The organism is Pedobacter sp. HDW13 (genome assembly GCF_011303555.1).
GTDB lineage: Bacteria > Bacteroidota > Bacteroidia > Sphingobacteriales > Sphingobacteriaceae > Pedobacter.
This window is the reverse complement of record NZ_CP049868.1, coordinates 676,750-692,813: the sequence shown is the minus strand read 5'-3', so window position 1 is coordinate 692,813 and position 16,064 is coordinate 676,750. Positions and strand designations below refer to the sequence as shown.

Annotated in this window: 14 protein-coding genes, 1 tRNA gene and 1 pseudogene; 5 read left to right on the top strand and 11 right to left on the bottom strand. The window is 39.1% G+C overall.

The features are described from left to right. Positions 1-296: 296 nt before the first annotated feature. A complete protein-coding gene (locus G7074_RS02840; protein WP_124560161.1) occupies positions 297-2,204 on the bottom strand; it encodes an ABC-F family ATP-binding cassette domain-containing protein in 1,908 nt (635 codons plus the stop codon). A gap of 340 nt (positions 2,205-2,544) precedes the next feature. On the opposite strand from G7074_RS02840, the gene nudK reads away from it, so the two are divergent. Then, positions 2,545-3,129 (top strand): GDP-mannose pyrophosphatase NudK, encoded by a 585-nt coding sequence (gene nudK, locus G7074_RS02835; RefSeq protein WP_166206786.1) that lies wholly within the window; start codon positions 2,545-2,547, stop codon positions 3,127-3,129. Between the two features lie 217 nt (positions 3,130-3,346). On the opposite strand, the pseudogene G7074_RS02830 reads toward nudK, so the two are convergent. Continuing rightward, positions 3,347-6,205: pseudogene (locus G7074_RS02830) on the bottom strand (AsmA family protein); the annotation flags it as partial. A 171-nt stretch (positions 6,206-6,376) separates the two neighbouring features. Between G7074_RS02830 and G7074_RS02825 the strand changes: the two are divergent. The 3 genes from G7074_RS02825 to G7074_RS02815 all read left to right on the top strand — a co-directional run bounded on the left by G7074_RS02825 (position 6,377) and on the right by G7074_RS02815 (position 8,815). Then, positions 6,377-6,787, top strand: a complete 411-nt coding sequence (locus tag G7074_RS02825; protein ID WP_166206780.1) for an Rrf2 family transcriptional regulator — start codon at positions 6,377-6,379, stop codon at positions 6,785-6,787. Between the two features lie 239 nt (positions 6,788-7,026). Then, on the top strand, positions 7,027-7,677 hold the full coding sequence (locus G7074_RS02820) for an NAD(P)-dependent oxidoreductase (protein WP_166206777.1): 651 nt from the start codon (positions 7,027-7,029) through the stop codon (positions 7,675-7,677). Between the two features lie 91 nt (positions 7,678-7,768). Continuing rightward, positions 7,769-8,815 (top strand): quinone-dependent dihydroorotate dehydrogenase, encoded by a 1,047-nt coding sequence (locus G7074_RS02815; protein WP_124560156.1) that lies wholly within the window; start codon positions 7,769-7,771, stop codon positions 8,813-8,815. Between the two features lie 74 nt (positions 8,816-8,889). Here the strand turns inward: G7074_RS02815 and G7074_RS02810 are convergent, their stop codons facing one another. The 5 genes from G7074_RS02810 to G7074_RS02790 all read right to left on the bottom strand — a co-directional run bounded on the left by G7074_RS02810 (position 8,890) and on the right by G7074_RS02790 (position 11,614). Then, positions 8,890-9,375, bottom strand: coding sequence for a hypothetical protein (locus G7074_RS02810; RefSeq protein ID WP_166206774.1), 486 nt, complete (start codon positions 9,373-9,375; stop codon positions 8,890-8,892). Between the two features lie 45 nt (positions 9,376-9,420). Further along, a complete protein-coding gene (locus G7074_RS02805) occupies positions 9,421-10,086 on the bottom strand; it encodes a DNA alkylation repair protein (protein ID WP_166206771.1) in 666 nt (221 codons plus the stop codon). A 434-nt stretch (positions 10,087-10,520) separates the two neighbouring features. After that, the gene (locus G7074_RS02800) at positions 10,521-10,691 is read right to left on the bottom strand and encodes a hypothetical protein (RefSeq protein WP_029275070.1); all 171 of its coding nucleotides are present in this window, start codon (positions 10,689-10,691) and stop codon (positions 10,521-10,523) included. Positions 10,692-10,724: 33 nt separating this feature from the next. Further along, positions 10,725-10,798, bottom strand: a tRNA-Cys gene (locus G7074_RS02795). Between the two features lie 69 nt (positions 10,799-10,867). Next, on the bottom strand, positions 10,868-11,614 hold the full coding sequence (locus tag G7074_RS02790; RefSeq protein WP_166206768.1) for an RNA methyltransferase: 747 nt from the start codon (positions 11,612-11,614) through the stop codon (positions 10,868-10,870). Positions 11,615-11,625: 11 nt separating this feature from the next. On the opposite strand from G7074_RS02790, the gene G7074_RS02785 reads away from it, so the two are divergent. Continuing rightward, the gene (locus tag G7074_RS02785; RefSeq protein ID WP_233603880.1) at positions 11,626-14,028 is read left to right on the top strand and encodes a BamA/TamA family outer membrane protein; all 2,403 of its coding nucleotides are present in this window, start codon (positions 11,626-11,628) and stop codon (positions 14,026-14,028) included. Here G7074_RS02785 and G7074_RS02780 read toward each other — a convergent pair whose 3' ends face one another. From G7074_RS02780 to G7074_RS26965, 4 genes are all read right to left on the bottom strand, one after another. Continuing rightward, entirely contained in the window at positions 14,029-14,382 is a 354-nt protein-coding gene (locus G7074_RS02780) for a 2'-5' RNA ligase family protein (RefSeq protein WP_240916544.1), read from the bottom strand. Between the two features lie 77 nt (positions 14,383-14,459). Continuing rightward, positions 14,460-14,603: a 2'-5' RNA ligase family protein gene (locus tag G7074_RS02775; protein ID WP_166206765.1), complete on the bottom strand. Its 144-nt coding sequence runs from the start codon at positions 14,601-14,603 to the stop codon at positions 14,460-14,462. Between the two features lie 144 nt (positions 14,604-14,747). Continuing rightward, positions 14,748-15,278 carry a hypothetical protein gene (locus tag G7074_RS02770; protein ID WP_166206762.1) on the bottom strand — a complete coding sequence of 177 codons (531 nt, stop codon included), beginning with the start codon at positions 15,276-15,278 and terminating at the stop codon, positions 14,748-14,750. Further along, on the bottom strand, positions 15,275-16,063 hold the full coding sequence (locus G7074_RS26965) for an outer membrane protein assembly factor (protein ID WP_240916454.1): 789 nt from the start codon (positions 16,061-16,063) through the stop codon (positions 15,275-15,277). The genes G7074_RS02770 and G7074_RS26965 overlap by 4 nt, the downstream gene beginning before the upstream one ends. Between the last annotated feature and the right edge of the window lies 1 nt (position 16,064).

Here is a 16,064-nt window from a genome sequence, read left to right as displayed (position 1 = left end):
TCGGCAGAGATAAAAAGAAATTTTGTTTTGTGCTTAGTTCAGCCACGGATGCCCGGAAGCCATAGCTCACTTACCGTCATGCTGATCCGATAGCTATTGGATTTGTTTCAGCATCTCTTTAGTAGGAAAGAGACCCTGAAATAAATTCAGGACGTCCACTATGAAAAATCGCATAAAAACATTCCGTGTAAATCAGTGCCTCCATTGCTTGATTTTGTTAGAGTCAGGTGGAAACACCTGACAGCACAGCAAAAAAAAGCCACAGGTTTTATCTGCGGCTTCATTATAAATTATAGTTACCCTTCCAGCTCCATAATTTCGGTAGCCAGGGTTTCCCATTTGGTTTGACTGTTATCTAAATCCTGTTTAGCGGCCAGGTAACGTTTATTCGCTTCGGCCAGCTTATCGGCGTTGCTGTAAACATTTTCATCAGCCAGTTCAGTTTCGATGCTTAAAACAGTTGTTTCCAGTTCAGCAATCAGTGCTTCGATTTTTTTCAGCTCATCGTTCAGCTTTTTTAACTGATTAGCTGTATTAGGACTCGCTGGTTTTGGTGCTTCCTTTGGTTTATCAGGCATTTTAACTGGAATAGGTTTCGATGCCGGAATTACGCGTTTGCTGTTCCACTCTTCGTATTCCTCGTAGGTACCCGGGTATTGTTTAATTTTCTCGTTCTCGATAAACCAGATTTTGTTGGCTACGTTATCCAGGAAATACCTGTCGTGAGATACTGCAATAAAAGTACCTTCAAACTGATCTAATGCCTGAATAAGAATATTTACCGACTGGATATCCAGGTGGTTGGTAGGCTCATCCAGAATCAGGAAATTTGAATCGGTAGTTAGCGATTTAGCCAGGGCCACACGAGATTTTTCACCTCCCGATAGTACTTTGATTTTCTTGAAAACATCATCGCCGGTAAACAAGAAGCAACCTAAAATACTACGTAATTCTGTATCACTGTGTTTAGGTGCAAAAGCCTGTAGCTCTTCTAAAATCGAATTGCCTAAGTGCAACGATTCTAATTGGTGCTGGGCAAAGAAGGTGGTAGAAACATTATGACCGGTTTCGCAGAAACCCTCAAATTTTTCCGTCCCGGCAATCATCCGTAGTAAGGTCGATTTACCTTTACCGTTTGCACCAATCAAAGCAATTTTATCGCCTTTTTCAATCACAGCTTCTGCATCTTCCAGGATATGTACATTTGGATAATGCTTGGTAGCATGCTCTATGCGCACTACGTGCCTGCCCGATGGTTTCGTAAATTTAAAGGCGAAATTAACGGTTGGGTTTTCGTCGTCCACATCCTCCACACGTTCCATTCTATCTAAAGCTTTCATGCGCGATTGCGCCATCTTCGCTTTAGATGCTTTGGCTTTAAAACGCTCAATTAAACGCTCTTCCTGTTTAATTTTAGCCTGCTGGTTTTTAAATTCACCTTTCTGTATCTCTCCACGCAGTGCTTTTTCTTCTACATAAAAGCTGTAGTTACCTGCATAAACAGTTAATTTTCCTTTACGCGATTCAACCGTACGGTTTACAATCTTATCTAAGAAATACCTGTCGTGCGATACAATAACGATTGCACCTTCAAAACCCATTAAATAGTTCTCTAACCACTTGATAGAGGGTAAATCCATGTGGTTGGTTGGCTCATCGAGTAATAAGATGTCCGGATCTTGTAAAAGGATTTTGGCCAGCATTACCCGCATCCGCCAACCTCCGGAGAAGGTATTTAACGGACGGAGCTGATCGGCTGTGCTAAAACCTAAACCGGCCAGGATTTCGTTGGCCCTGTATTCGATGTTGTAACCATCTAAAGCCTCAAATTCCTGTTGTTTATCACTCAGTTTATATAAAACCTCTTCACTGTAATCGGTTTCGATTTTTTTAAGCAATTCTTCAATTTCATCGTGCAGCTGGTTCTGGCGCTCAAAAGCTTCCATGGCCACGTGCAAAATGCTATGGTGCGAATCGTAAGACAGTAAATCCTGGTTCAGGTAACCTATTTTCAGGTCTTTCGACATCGAAATAGTACCCGAACTTGGGGCATACTCACCTACAATTAATTTTAAAAGTGTCGATTTTCCTGTTCCGTTAGCGCCAATCAAGCCCGCTCTGTCGCCCGGTTTAATGTGCCAGTTGGCATCATCGTATAAGGCTCTCGATCCTATCAGGAATGTTAAATTATTTATTGAAATCATTTCGGCTGCAAAAGTACAAATTTTAAAAGGCTTTTTTAACCCTGGTACTCAAATAGAAATGATTGGACTTTTCAAAACGGCTTGCCCATGCGTTCATTTTAGCTGGGTATGGTGTTAAATAGATCCGATAGAACGGAAAGCCCGAAGCGGGAGGGACCGTGTAATGGACGGAATTGAAGTGATAGCGGGGCTGACGTTAAAAAAAGCTGTTGTCTCTGCTCTTCAAAAGAGATAGGACTGAGCTTGTTAAAGCAACCAACAACGAATATGATATATTTATTACCGTGGTGTTTAACCGGCATAGCTGGTAAAATGTATTTTTGGGCTACACCACTACAATATGAGCAACGAAAACATTAAGATAATCAGTAAAGAAATCCTTTCGGATAATTGGTACACGTTAAACAAAATAACTTTCGAGTACTGTAAAAAAGACGGTAGCAGCGAGATTCAGAACCGTGAAGCTTACGACAGGGGAAACGGAGCAACAATTTTGCTTTATAACAAGGAACAGCAAACGGTTATCTTAACCAGACAATTTCGTTTGCCAACTTATATTAACGGCAATGATGATGGTATGCTGATTGAAACCTGCGCTGGTTTATTGGATAAAGACAATCCGGAGACGGCAATAAAGCGCGAAACAGAAGAAGAAACAGGTTACCAGATAAGAGAGGTTAAAAAGGTATTCGAAGCTTATATGTCGCCGGGTTCGGTAACCGAAATCCTGTATTTCTTTGTGGCCGAATACACCAAAGATATGAAAGTTAGCGCCGGCGGAGGCCATCACGACGAGCAAGAAAACATTGAGGTTTTAGAAACAAGCTTTAATGAAGCCCTGAATATGATTAGCACCGGCGAAATAAAAGACGGTAAAACGATTATGCTTTTACAGTATGCACAGATTAACCACTTGTTGGATTAATGATCATTGCTGTTGGCTTTAGTCAACAGCAATGATCAATTTATTTCCCTTCAGGGCTTTCTTCCAGTTTCCCTTCTTTATTTCTTTTCAGTTTAACAACAGGTTTTTCCTGCGTACCGGTAATGCTTAGCGGGATGCCAAATAAACCAAAAGGGGGAAGGCCTAAACGTCCGCTTAAATTTAAACGGCCATCAAAACTTACCTGACCTTCAAAGCGCGGCCTAAAACCGGCAACCTTCATTTTAGTTTGTTCGATGGTAATGATGTTATTTTTGATGGTCGATTTTACCTGTACATCGGATAAATCGGGGTTAGTTAAGCTGTCTCTTTTGGTAGCCTTACTCACTGCGTTCATCATTTTAAAACCCATTAAGCTTACCTTTTTCAGACTTAAAACACCACCACCTTTCAGGGATGGGAATACAGGGAACATCTGGTCGTTTAACTTGCCCGAAAGCTGATAATCTAAACCTACAATACCTTTAATTTTCGATGCAGAGCTGGCCATTTCCCTGAACAGCTTAATTTCTTTGTAAGCTCTGGCAATGTCAAATTCTTTAGCAGTTAGGTGAAAATCAAATAAACCACTCTTCGGACTTGTGCTTTTGTAGGAAGCATCCATTCCTACCTGTGCGCCGGCAATGTTAAAACCGGTTTGCTGTAAGGTTAGTGCACCGTTGTTAATGCGCATGGTTCCCTTTGCGTTTTTGATGTTAAGGCCGTTGTATTTTACCTCGTTGGCATTGGCCGAAAAAGTAACATTCAGGTTATCGGGAATCAGGATTACCCCATTTGAGGTTGTCGGATTGTTGGCTGCACCGGCTGAGTAAACCATAAATTCATCAGCTAAAATTTGTTTACTGGTCAGCTTAAAATTCCCTTCCAGTTTAGCTTTGTCATTTAAAACATAGTTGATTACATTGTTCAGACTGCCATTTAGTTTAAAATCAGACTGGCCATAAGTGGCATTAAATTCATCAAAATTCATCTTATCCTGACGGAAAGAGAATACACCGTTTTTGATTAAAAAGCTTTTAGGGAATAAGTCAGACTGGATATTCAGGTCTTTAATACTCATAGAGCCGTTGTTTTGCAGTTTGTTATACCTGCCTGCCATTGCATCGTGCTGTAAACCTTTAAAAGAAACATCGGCGAAGATTATTCCATTCACGTGGTAACCTTTAACGGCAAAAAGCTTGTACATTTTACCGATATCAACCGTACCTTTTGATGAAACGTTGTAGGCGATATTCTCGAAATTATTCACATCGGCCTTCAGCATAAACGGTTGCCCAGCCATTTTAAAGGCAATGGGTTTAATGTTCAGTTTGGTGTTTTTTAAAGTTCCGTCGGTGTTAATCAGATCGGCATCAATTTCAATCTGCTCTAAAGGCTGGTCGAAACTTGGCGTTTTAATGCGGCCATTATTTAGTTTAATACTGGCTGCAGTAACCGGGAAAAGCTTTTTTACTTTATTGTACGGACCTTTACTTTGCAGGTCGATATTCATGATGCCGCTTAATTCGTAGCCTTTAACCGGATAAATGTTTTTAATATCGGCAAAGTTGATCAGCGATTTCAGCTGGATATCTATCGGCATATCAGCTGCGGTTTGCAGCTTAGCAAAACCTCTGATGTAATTGTTCAGCGCCTGGATATCGATGTTTTCGATCGCCAGTTTTGTGGTTTTATAATCACCATCGGTATTAGAACCGTTAATGTTGAAGTTGATTTTATCAATAGCAGCAGGTAGGGCAGGGTATTTGAAATAGCCACCCGCCAAACTGGCTTTCAACGAAAATTTGGGTACTGTAGCAATAACGGTATCAACCTGCCTGATGCCCGAACGCTGTACCTTTTTAGTATATTTTCCATCGGCTTTGAGGTTGATGTTCAAACGGCCTTTAAGCTGCAGATCGTCCATGTTTACTACTTTGGCCCATTTGGCTAAATCGATATTGGAGCGGGTGTCGGTATAAATTTCTGGTGCCGATAAACCTTTAATTTTAGTAACCGAAGCTACATAGTCTTTGCCTACGTTAAAATAAAGGCTGTCCATATCAATTAACAAACTATCTGGATTAAGGCTGGGGAGTTTGGTTTTGAGGTTTAAAAAAATGTTGCTGATGGGCTCAGGAGCATTGGGATTTGAGATGTTACCCTCGCGCACCTTCATGTTAAAAGCAAGTGTGGGCATGGTATGCGTTGCCGCCAGGTATTTTCCAATCAATGAGGCATTAATTTCTGCATAACCCTTAATCTTGGTTTTTTCCAGCCTGTCTGCAATTTCAGCAGGTAAGGCTGTGAAAATATTTTGCAGATCAGTTTCTTTTGCGTTAGTTCTGAAATCGATATCATAGCCATCCTTTAAAAACGAAAAATGACCAACAAAACGGATGGGCAGCGAGTTAATCATCAGGTTGTTTTCGTCAAAAATCAAATTCAAGGAGTTGGTATTTACCTTGGTAATTAGCTTGGCGTTTATTTTTTTCTTTACCAGGTAAGGGGTATTGGCGTAGTAAACGTCCATTTGGTTGATCGAAAGATTACTCTTTAAATCAAAAATGGCATTGCTTAAATCGCCTTTTCCGCTATAGTTGAGCCCTTGTGTACGGATAATCATCGGGATTGACTTATCGCTATAGGTAAGATTACTGTTATTGATAAAAATACCCTCAATTTTTATGGCTGTTGAGCTTTCTTCATTCTGTGTATCGTTTTCTTTTTTGCTTTCGTAAACGTTGTAATTGGCATGACCTTTTTCATCGGTAAGGATGTTTATGCGTGCATCATCGAGGTAAAACTCATCGATTTTAACCTGTTTGGAGAATATTGAAAGCAGGTTAATGCCCAGTGCCAGTTTTTTGGTGTAAATGAGCGTATCCTGTTGGAACGGAGCCGATCCTTTCAGTAAAAATTCATTTAAGTTTAAGGTTAACGAAGGGAAGTGGTTGAAAAAAGAAATATTGGTACTTTGAAACTTTACTTCGCCTTTTATGTTTTTATTAATGATTTGGGTAATCTCTTTATTAATGGTTTGTGGGATTAAATAAGGGATAATAAATAAAAGCGCCAATAATGCCGCAAGCGTTATGGCCGAAATTTTTAAGAACTTTTTCAAGATATTAATATAAAGGGAGTTTCGGTTGCAAAGATACGTTTTAGATGAATTAGGAATAAAAATTTAACATTTTTTGTTTTATTGTTTTTTTTAATACCTTTGTTCTGTAATAATAAAAGTTACAGTATGAATAGCAGTCATTTTTCCATATCGCTTCACATTTTAACTCTCCTCGATAAGGTGAACGGGCAGCTATTGAATTCTGAATACATTGCCGGAAGCATTAATTGTAACCCTGTTTTGGTACGTAAAGAGCTGGCCAACCTGCATAAACATGGCTTTGTGCAAAGTAAAGAAGGGAAGGGCGGAGGCTCTACCCTGGCTAAAAAACCTGCTGATATTAATTTGGGTGAAGTGTATAAAGCCGTGAAACAAAAAGGTTTACTTGGCGAAAGCAAAAACGAACCCAATCCCGATTGCCCTGTAGGAAAGCAAATTGCCAAACAGTTAACACAGTTATATAGCGATGCCGAAAACGCTTTAATTAAAGATCTTTCGTTAAAAACCTTAAAAGATTTTAGTATGGGATTTGATTAAAAAAATTTGATTATAACTGTAATAAAAAATGTTACAATTTTAAGTTTGATCGTCAGTTTGTAGTTGGATCAGGCTTTGGACTATGAACCAATTTTCAGTTTACAGTTCTCAGTTTCCAGTTGGATCGGGCTATGGACTATGAACCATTAACTAATAAACAAAATAATAAACAATAAGCAGATGTTGGGGTTATCAAAATCGGTGTAATCCCCTAATCTGTGTAATTTAATTAAAATAATATGAAAGTAGCATTAATAGGAGCCTCAGGATTTGTAGGCAAAGCCATTTTAAACGAATTGGTAAACCGTGGAAATGATGTAACAGCCATTGCCCGCGATACGGACAAGATCGAAAGTTCGGATGAAAAAGTAACCAAAGTAGCTGTAGATGTACTTGATATCGAAAAACTAGCTGGGGCTTTAAGCGGTGCAGATGCGGTTGTAAGTGCATTTAATGCCGGTTGGGCAAACCCTAACCTGTACAATGATACCGTTACAGGTGCCGAAGCGATTCAGGCTGCGGTTAAAGCATCGGGTGTTAAACGTTATATCTTTATTGGTGGAGCAGGTACCCTGCAAATCGATGGTCACCAGTTGGTAGATGGTCCGAATTTCCCGGCTGAGTTTAAACCAGGCGCATCGGCAGTGCGTGATTATTTCAATACACTGAAACAAGAAACTGAGCTAGACTGGTTATTTTTTAGTCCGGCTATCGAAATGCACCATGGCATTACCACAGGTCGTACAGGTAAGTACCGTTTGGGTAAAACCAGTCCGGTGTTTAACGAAGCTGGCCGTTCTATCCTTTCAGTAGAAGATCTGGCTATTGTAATTGTTGATGAGCTTGAAAATAACGCACATCACCAGGAGCAGTTTACAGCAGCATATTAAGGGATGGAGGATGTAAGATGGGGGTGGAGAACATTTCTTCTTCCATCCTCCATATTTTTTACATTTTCCATATTTTACTTATCTTCGTGGCATGTATCGCCTTATTAAACCAATATTCTTCAAGTTTGACCCCGAAAATGTACATTATTTTGTAGTAAAGCGGTTAAAATGGTTTAACGATAAGTTTCCTTTGGGTAAAACCATTATCCGTAGCAGCTTCGATGTTCATATAAAAGGCCTCGAAAAAGAAGTTTTTGGTATAAAATTCAGAAATCCTGTTGGCTTGGCTGCCGGTTTTGATAAAAACGGCGAGTATGTAGAAGCACTGAGCAATTTGGGCTTCGGATTTATCGAAGTAGGAACGGTTACTCCAATGCCGCAACCAGGTAACGATAAACCGCGTATGTTCCGCCTGCCAAACGATGAGGCTTTGATTAATCGCATGGGTTTCAATAATAAAGGGGTAGATGTGATGGCTGAGCGTTTGCGCTTGCTAAAAGATAAACACCCTGATATTGTTGTAGGAGGAAACATTGGTAAAAATAAAGCCACACCTAACGAAGATGCGGTTAACGATTACATTAAATGTTTCGACAGGCTTTTTGATGTGGTAGATTATTTTGTGGTAAATGTAAGTTCGCCCAATACGCCTGGCCTGCGCGAATTGCAGGAGAAAGAGCCTTTAAAAAATATCCTAAATACCTTACAGCAACGAAATCTAAAAAATAATATCTCGCGTCCGATACTGCTGAAAATTGCTCCCGATTTAACCGATGCGCAGCTTGATGATATTATTGAGATTGTTGCTGAAACCAAAATTGCAGGTATTATTGCTACCAATACTACCATTAGTCGCGAAAACCTGGCTACAGAGAAAGTTTTGGCAGAAGAAACAGGCGGTCTAAGTGGTAAACCTGTAAAAGAACGCTCAACAGAGGTGATTCGTTATCTTTCGGAAAAATCGAATAAAGCTTTTCCTATTATTGGTGTAGGGGGAATTCACTCAGCAGAAGATGCGCAAGAGAAATTAGATGCAGGTGCTTCTTTGGTACAATTGTATACGGGCTTCATTTACGAAGGACCGGGACTGATTAAAAGCATTTGTAAAGCACTGGTGAATGTTAAAGCAATAAGTTAAATTTCGTTGCGAAAAATATCTGTAAAATAACGTTTAGCTTTTTTTGTTAGCATCCTTATAGCTTATTTGCAGGCTCAATTCTGTTTTGGTATTTTAATATTTTTCTCACGCTTTTTGTCTGAAATTGATTTTACGATGGTTAGCCCATGTTGAATCTGTTTTTTATCCTTAACTTTTGCTTCAGCATTTAGATATGCTTCTTTCATCAGGTTTTGGATGTAGGCGAGAGGGAAACTATTTTTATCTGCTACCAAAATATATCGGTATTGATTTCCTTTTCCTAAAAGAATCTTGTTGGTATCAGTAAGTTCACTGCCCCAATAAAAACCGAAGTGAATATTTTTACTCGTCCGTCCAACTGCAATTGAGCAGAAGGTGTGCCCAACCTTATCTGTTGGCGACCAACCAAAGGCTACTGCATTATAATTATCGTAAATCAGCTCATTGGTTTGCGGGTACAGTTCCCAAACAAAATTGCGTAACCACATTACCAGTGTGGTAATATCTTCACCGAATGGTTTTAAAAATATTAGCAGGTCTTTAGTTTGTTCTTTACTCATGTTCTTTGTGGGATTGGTAAATTTTAGCTCCTGGGCAGTGTTTTTCTAGCCTTGTCTGCTAACCATTGCGTTGATCCAGATTGGGGCAAAGGGAGAGGTGCAGCCTTTAGAAACGGGATAATCTCGGTAAATACCCAGCTTTTCACCTATTGCTAATGCCAGGTTTCTGTACGCTGGATGGTTGATCCCAATTTGGGCTAAAACGGTATTCATGGTCCATTGCACTTCTGGTGCTTCATTGGTCATTTCGCTTTCAATGCGGTTAAGAATAGCAGGAATGTCAATCCCTTCAGGTGTTCTGGTAATACGGCCACTGGTTAAACTCCAGCCAGCACGGGCCAGCATCTTATCGCCTGAGTTCATCCATTTTTCGCGGAATTGCTCTTTATCAGGATATTCTTTAACTACGTAATTATAAAACCAGTCAGCGGCCCAGGCAAATTGTTCTGACGCAACCATTTTCTCTATTTCTACGGTAGATAGCTCCTTTGGTTTAAGAATTAAAATGGCAAGCATCCGTGCATCAATGTTTTCGGTTTTCCAAAGTTCGAGCGCTAAGGCATGGTTGGTTTTAATTTTTTTAGCCAGGGTCCTGATATCTCCCATTTTTACACCATAAAGATTCTCTCGTGCGCCATTTTTAATGTGCTGTTTGCGTACTTTCTCGTCGGCAAGGGATTCAAGCTGTTTTAATATTTCTTCGATGTTCATGTTCAGTAAAAATGGTGACCTTATAAAGTTAAGATTTTTAATGATGAATGAGGAGGTTAAGGGAGGGAATTAGGGGGCTTGCGAGGAGTATTTCATTTAGTAAAACATTGGAGTAATGATGGCAGGCTTTAAATCGTCATGCTGAATTTATTTCAGTACCTCTATATAGTGTGCGTTTGCTAATAAGAAACCCTGAAGCAAGTTCAGGGGGACGGCTGGGGATTGGGCTTGATGGAATCTCCTTTGTTACGCTGTCACTGATAGCTTGTAGAAAGGCTCATGTAATACTGTGCGATGTGTTTCGATACTTCGTCAAGCTCAGTACAAGCTGAGTTAACATGATAAACTTTCAATGTGATTTCAAAAAATATAAGGCACAAAAAAAGCATCCCTTGATCAGAGGAATGCTTTAAATTTTTTAGAGTCTCTAAAAACTATTTTGCCAAAGCAGCTAAAACAGCATTGTTTTTAGCTAATTGATCGTTTTTAGGTTGTGCAGAACGGCTTCCTAACTCGATGTTAGTTGCTCTTTTTAAAAATGCTACCTCTTGGTGAGCTGTATTTTTATTTCTTCTGTCTTTTCTTTTTAATCTGGTAACTGCCATGGTAATAACCTTTTATTATTTTATTTGTACAAATGGAGGTCGAGAGCGGATTCGAACCGCTGTAGAAGGTTTTGCAGACCTCTGCCTAGCCACTCGGCCACTCGACCTTAAATTCAAGGCTGCAAAAATAGCAATTATTAGTTAGCCCGCAAATATTATATCAATAATTATCTAATTTAATTCCGAACTCGCACTAATTCAGCGCAAAAGATTGCCGCACTTACCGCCACATTTAACGATTCGGCTTCGCCAACACGCGGAATGGTAACTGGTTTGTTTATTTTTTTAATTACTTCGGGTGATATTCCTTTGCCTTCATTGCCCAAAACTATCAATCCTTCGTTGCCCCACTGGGTGTGGTAAATAGATTCACCATCTAATAAGGCTCCAAAAACAGGTAAGGTATTATTGCTTAATAATAAAGGCAGGTCTTCTTCGTAAATATTTACCCTGGCCAGCGATCCCATGGTAGCCTGCACCGTTTTCGGATTGAAAACTTCTACACAGTCTTTTGAACATATGATGTTGTTGAAACCAAACCAATCGGCCGTGCGGATAATGGTACCCATGTTGCCTGGATCCTGAACGCCATCTAAAACCAAAGTAAACTGCTTTTTTAAATCATCGCTGTTTAAGATCTTATTTTTGGGGATATGAACCAGCGCTAAAAAACCTTGCGGGGTTTGCAGCGTACTAATCTTGTCTAATTCAGCGTTGTTTACTTCAAATAAGTTTATATTTGCGGGTAATTTGGGTAACAAATTGTATTGTTCGCTGTTATAAAATATAGTATGAATGTGGTAGCTTGACTGGAAAAACTCCTGGATGGATTTTATGCCCTCAACAATAAATAACCCATGTTCTTTACGGTACTTTTTTTGATGTAACGACTTTATAAAACTAATCTGTGATTTTGAAAGCATACCAATACTTAATGAATATTAAACTGAAAAGTACTGCAATATTACTATTTATTATTCTTTTAATTCAAGCCTGTTCATCAACCAGGTACATTCCGGATTACCAATCGATTGTTAAAAAGGTAACCATAGATAGCGTAGACGCTAAATTTGAAGAGCAGGCGTACAATTACGTTCAGAAAGATATCAGGCCAGCCTCTAAACTAAGTATCAATGTGCCTTTGTATAATTTGTTCAATACCAAAGATGGACGCTATAAAACCAATAACATTAAACCTTTTGGTTCTCCGCCTGCAATACTAGACAGTACTCTGGTGGAAATTTCGAGAACACAGATCCAAAAATTTTTAAAAAGCAAAGGTTATCGTCAGGCAGAAGTTAATGCTGCAATTAAAGTGGCCAATAAAAAAGCTGAAATTATATTTAGTGCAAAACCAGGACCAGCCTATGTTATCCAAAGCATAAGCGATTCAATACCTAATGTCAATATCCGAAACCTTTACGAATCGAATAAAGCAAAAATTACCCATTTGCACAAAGGTATGCAGTACGACGAAGATTCGCTGACCTACGAAAGAGAGCAGATTTACCGGATTATGAAAGAAAACGGTTATTTCTATTTCTTAAGGCCATATGTAACTTTTGATGTTTTTGGTGCCGAACCCAGTTCTAAAACCAATAAAATTGATTTAAACTTAAATGTAAGTGATCCGGATAACGGTGCCCACAAACAATTTAACATTGGTTATACCCACATGATTATTGCACCAAACCCGGATGGATTTCCTGACTCGGTAAGGTATAAGCTCAGTAAGGATACATTAAACGGGATTATTTTTACCGATTTTTCTAAGCGGTACAGACGAAATCCAATTGTGAGGTACGATTTTCTTAAACAAGGAGAACTTTACGACATACGCAACGAAAACCTAACCTACGACCGCCTGTATGAGTTGAATGTATTTAAAAACGTTAAAATTGATTATTTCAGGAGAGATAGTACTTCCAATAAAATCAATACGGTAATTCAGCTTATTCCCCAAAAGGTAATGAGCAACCGTGTGGAAGGAGAGGTGCCTTTTAATGGGGGAACGGTAGGCTTTACCATTGGAAATACCTATACCAATAATAATATTTTTAGGGGTGCCGAACGGTTCGAACTCCAGGTTAAAGGTGGTTTGCAATCTCGTATTGGCAACGGCGCAAAGGTATTCAGCGATATTTACCAACGCGATTTCTCAATCAGTGCCAGTATTTCGGTGCCAAGGTTAATGATTCCATTTTATAATCCGGTTTTGGGTGGAAACGGAATGCCGCATACCACTTTTGCTACCAGTTACATTTATGCCTTGCAAAAAGACGTTTCGGTACGAAGGATTTTCATTAATTCGATTACTTATGATTGGTTTGAAACCAAATCTAAACTGCACTCGTTTACGCCTTTAAATTTTGAATACCGTTTCGGAAACCTTGATCCAAATGTAGATTCTGCTACGGTAATCAATAATATTTACTATTCAACGCTGTTAAATCGGAAGGATTTAACCTTAGGTATGAAATATACTTATACGCTAAATGCCGATAAGCTAAATCAATACCGCACATTTGTGTATTTGAGAGCAGGAATGGACATTGCGGGTAACTTATTGCAGGGAATATCTAGGTTAACAGGCGCTAAGCACGATCCTGCTAACGACGATCCTGCGAAGATTTTAGGTTTGCCATTTAACCAGTATATGCGGCCGGAGGTAGATATCAGGTGGTATAAGCATCTGGGAGGAGACAGGCAATTTATTGCGCGTTTAAATACCGGTGTAGCCTATGCCTATGGTAACTCAGTACTAAATGGTATTCCTTTCGAAAAACAATTTTTTGCCGGCGGATCGAACGGTATCAGGGCCTGGCAAGCCAGAACTTTAGGTCCAGGTAACTATAACAGAGAGGTGATTGCCAGTAATGAATTGCGAAAAGCATTTTTTGGGCTCGATCAATTGGGTACAATGCGGATTGAAACCAATTTTGAATATCGCTTTACCGTTGCCCGAAACTTTTTTGGCGCTACTTTGAAGGGAGCGGCATTTCTTGATGCGGGTAATGTATGGAGTATTCGCAAAAACGAGTCGATAAGCGCCGGAGTTCCGGAATTGGATGAACTGACCATTTTTAGATTAAATAAACTGGCTAAACAAATTGCAATTGGTACGGGTGTAGGTTTACGTTATGATGTGCAGTATTTCGTTTTCAGGTTTGATGTTGGTTTGAAGCTTAAAGACCCGCAGTTTATCGGATCGGACCAATGGGTGATTGGCAAATTTTTATCGGGTGCCAGAGATTTTAAAAATAATTATAATTTAACTCATGCCCCTGATACTTACCGCTTTTTACAGTACAACTTCGGTATAGGTATGCCGTTCTAATTAATCGAACAGACTTGGTATTTTAGGTTTATCGGTGAGTGCTTTAAAGACGAATTCTTTATAGGGCTGCCATCTTTTATCGATATATTTATAAACAGCAAAAGAAGAAACCTGAAATTCCCGTTTAAATTTACGGTCTTTAAAATCGGTTAAAATCTCTTTAAAAACAGGCGGTTTCAGATCTCTGAAAGCCAGGGTTAAATGTGGATTAAATTTATTACTGTCTTTTTTGTCCAGGAGCTTTAAAGGGATTAATTCTTTTCTGATTTGTTTCCCTAGGTTCATAATGCCTTCATTTGGTTCCACATCGATGTAAAAGGTATGTTCGGGGAAAGCGTTGAAGTTTTTTAATATCTGGTTAAAGGGGCTAATAAAAGAAGCTGTTTCGAGCGCATTAAAAAACCTCTTTTCGGCCTCTCGCGAGGATATTTTTACCGGGGATATAAGGTAATGTGTGCCGGCCGTTTTAAGGATTCATACACTTTAAATTTATCAGAAATGTAATTTCTGATCTCTTCAACATCTTCAACAATGGATACCGGAGGGACTAAACAGACTAAAAAAAGATTTTCCATAGCGGTAAATTTACTAAAAATTTTAGTAAAAAAAGTGGCGTTATTAGAAACGACAGGTTATTAACACCCTTGTTAGAAACAAGCGTAAGCGTTAAAGGGATTGTAAATGACTGTCAGCTGTTACCAGCTGACAGTACGAATCTATCAAATCAGGTTCTTCAATCCATCAAAAATACTTTCGAAAAAGGTAGAAAGGTTGAGGCCGTTGCTATGGTTAAAATACACAAATATTAAAAAGGCGATAACCACAAAAATGATGAGTTTACGGAAAGCAAAGGCAATAATAATCAACGCAATGGGGATAATGAAAAGCCACAAACTGCTAATGGCATAGGGGCTTAAATCGCTATCCTTTTTAAATACATAAACAAGCTTACTGTGCGTGCCAGAATCGTTTTGATGTTTAATGTAAACAAAGGTAGATTTATCGATAGGTAAGGGCAGTACGGCTATACCATCGTTAAACTTTAAAACCTGTGTAAAACCACTTACACTAAAGGTATAGACTCCGTTAATGTTTTCGTTGGGGTTATTTAGCGAATCAGCGGCTATAATGGCCAGTTTATTGTTTTTGAGCAGGTTTTCTTTAACCAGAAAATTATTGATGGCAGCAGTTTGTCCCTGGCCGACAAAGCCCATCAAACAGAGTAAAAGCAAGAGTAAGATTCGTTTCATTCGATAGAACGTTTATTGTAAATTAAATAACCGATATGCAATAATACACCATTTCTTTTAACTGCATCATTATATAAATTATAACTTAAACTTACTGGCCCCAGTGGAGAGTGATATACCAAGCCCGCAGTACCCGCATAACGGACTTTTGTAATGGCTTTTGCATAATCTACATCCTGAAAACCGTTCAGTTCGTATTCTTTATGAGGTAAAAATAAATAACCTTCTAATCTAAAATCAAGATTTTTTTTCACATTGTAGATATTTTTTATGCCACCTGCCGCATATGTTTTAGCTCTGAATTTATCCAGGAATAAAGAACGGCTATCTTGAAGCGGATAAAATGCAGGTGCCACCAGCAATGTAGAATAATAATTACTGAACAAAGGCTGATCGGAAATTACCCCTTCAACAATGTAACCAAGGGTGTATTTTTTTATATGGAGGAAATAATTCTCCTGAGTAAGTTTAATGCTCCCCCAATGGCGTAACTGACTACTCCCGGGTATTTTAACGAAACCAGGTGTATTTCTGAGGATATTGCCAGGGTTGTAATTCTCGCGCCCGGTAGTGTAATTAAAGCTTAGTGAGAAGCTTTGTCCGTTGGTGGCATACTGTTTCCGGTTAAGTGAGTTTTTCTCGAAATTTAACGATCCCCTGAAACCGTTGAAGGTGGTTTGATCTAACAGATCGCCTACTGCAAAAGTATTGTTAGGGCTGTATCTGTCGTTATTGTTGATAAAAGTGGAATGCAATACAATTTTGGTGTTGTAATTGAGTGGCATG